Consider the following 630-nt stretch of genomic DNA (forward strand, 5'->3'; position numbering starts at 1 on the left):
AAGTCCGGCGCGAAGCAAGGTGGAAATCCATTCGGAATCCCGCATATCGGTCTTTTTGCCAGGAACATTTTTCATATGGCGTGCATTTACAACAAGCAGGGTAATGTCACCAGAGAAAGCATCCTCCAGTATTTCATAAATCGGCATCCAATAGATACCGGTGCTTTCCATAGCTACATGATGGCAGTTTTTAGAAACGATCCAATTCCGTAATGCTATCATATCCGGAATCAATGTAGAAAACTCACGGATTTCAGAACGGGTTGGCTTGCCCAGAGGACCAGTCAGGATACATGCAACAATTTTTTCTTTGTGGACATCCAGTCCACAGGAAATTTCCAGAAGGTCTTTCATACAGAACAACTCCTTTACTATAGAATTGGCAGGAGATTTGCCCGAGATAATACGGACTTTGCTACTCGTGCTATTCATAAAAGGTGCGACAATATGCTGTGCTCAAGGGCAAATCATTTACGTTGACAAACGGGGTGCAAATCCTCCAAGGTGCAATCAAACTTAATCCTGCCTAAGACTATTGTAAGGCAAAAAGAGAAGTGAAAAAAGTAGTGGAGTCAGTATCCTATTTTCATTATAGGCTGAGATAAGCTTTCATGATTCGTTGACAATTCA

General features: G+C 41.9%; 1 protein-coding gene. It reads right to left on the reverse strand.

All coding sequences use genetic code 11. The features are described from left to right. Positions 1 to 354 (reverse strand): IS110 family transposase (locus LJE12_RS19670; RefSeq protein WP_227292404.1); only part of this gene is annotated, 354 nt, incomplete at its 3' end. Positions 355 to 630: the final 276 nt, after the last annotated feature.

Origin of the sequence: Blautia sp. DFI.6.71 (assembly GCF_020593585.1) — a bacterium.
In the GTDB taxonomy this organism is placed as follows: Bacteria; Bacillota; Clostridia; order Lachnospirales; family Lachnospiraceae; genus Blautia_A; species Blautia_A wexlerae.